This is a genomic window from Vibrio sp. 1727 (assembly GCF_033344415.1).
In the GTDB taxonomy this organism is placed as follows: Bacteria; Pseudomonadota; Gammaproteobacteria; order Enterobacterales; family Vibrionaceae; genus Vibrio; species Vibrio alginolyticus.
On record NZ_JAWPOT010000134.1, the window covers coordinates 1 to 880 of the forward strand.

General features: G+C 46.5%; 2 protein-coding genes. Both read left to right on the plus strand.

Going from position 1 to position 880, the window contains the following annotated elements; translation table 11 throughout:
* Positions 1 to 377, plus strand: a 377-nt coding sequence (locus tag R8O10_RS24320) for a cytochrome c-type biogenesis CcmF C-terminal domain-containing protein (RefSeq protein WP_318191831.1), incomplete at its 5' end; no start/stop codon positions are given.
* 1 nt (position 378) lies between these two features.
* A partial coding sequence (locus tag R8O10_RS24325; protein WP_318191832.1) for a DsbE family thiol:disulfide interchange protein occupies positions 379 to 880 on the plus strand: 502 nt, incomplete at its 3' end.

Genomic DNA, 880 nt, shown 5'->3' on the forward strand with positions numbered 1-880 from the left:
ATTTCTACTTCTCGGGTCTTCGTGATAAAGACGGTCCGAACTACGATGGTTACATCGCTGATTTCGAAATCACACACGATGGTAAGTACATCAATACACTTCATGCCGAGAAGCGTTTCTACCGCACCGCGAAGTCGATGATGACAGAAGCGGCCATTGATCGTGGCATCACTCGCGACCTTTACATCGCGATGGGGGAGCGTTTGGAAGATAACCGTTCTTGGGCGGTGCGCATTTACTACAAACCGTTCGTACGTTGGATCTGGGCTGGCTCTTTGATCATGGCATTAGGCGGCGCACTAGCGATTTCTGATAAGCGTTACCGCTTCCGTAAGTCATCGAAAAAGAACGCAAAGTCAAACGAGCAGGTAGCATAAAATGAATAAGAAAATCTTGTTTATCCCGTTGGTTGCTTTCTTAGTTCTGGCGGGGATCTTCGCAACACAGTTGGTTCGTAACCAAGATGGGGACGATCCCACAAAGTTGGAATCTGTTTTAGTTGGCAAACCTGTTCCTAAGTTTCACTTAGAAGACTTGGCCGAACCGGGTAAACAGTACGATCAGTCGATTTTTAAAGGTGAGCCTCTGCTGTTAAATGTGTGGGCTACATGGTGTCCTACCTGTTACGCAGAGCATAAATATCTCAACGAACTTGCTGGTAAAGGCGTGAAGATCATCGGTATGAACTACAAAGATGATCGAAACAAAGCGATCGGTTGGTTGAACGATTTAGGTAACCCATACCTAATTAGTCTGTTCGATGGCAGCGGTATGTTGGGGCTGGATCTTGGTGTGTACGGTGCACCAGAAACCTTCATTATCGATGCGAATGGTGTCATTCGTTACCGTCATGTAGGTGATGTTAACCCTCGAAATTGGG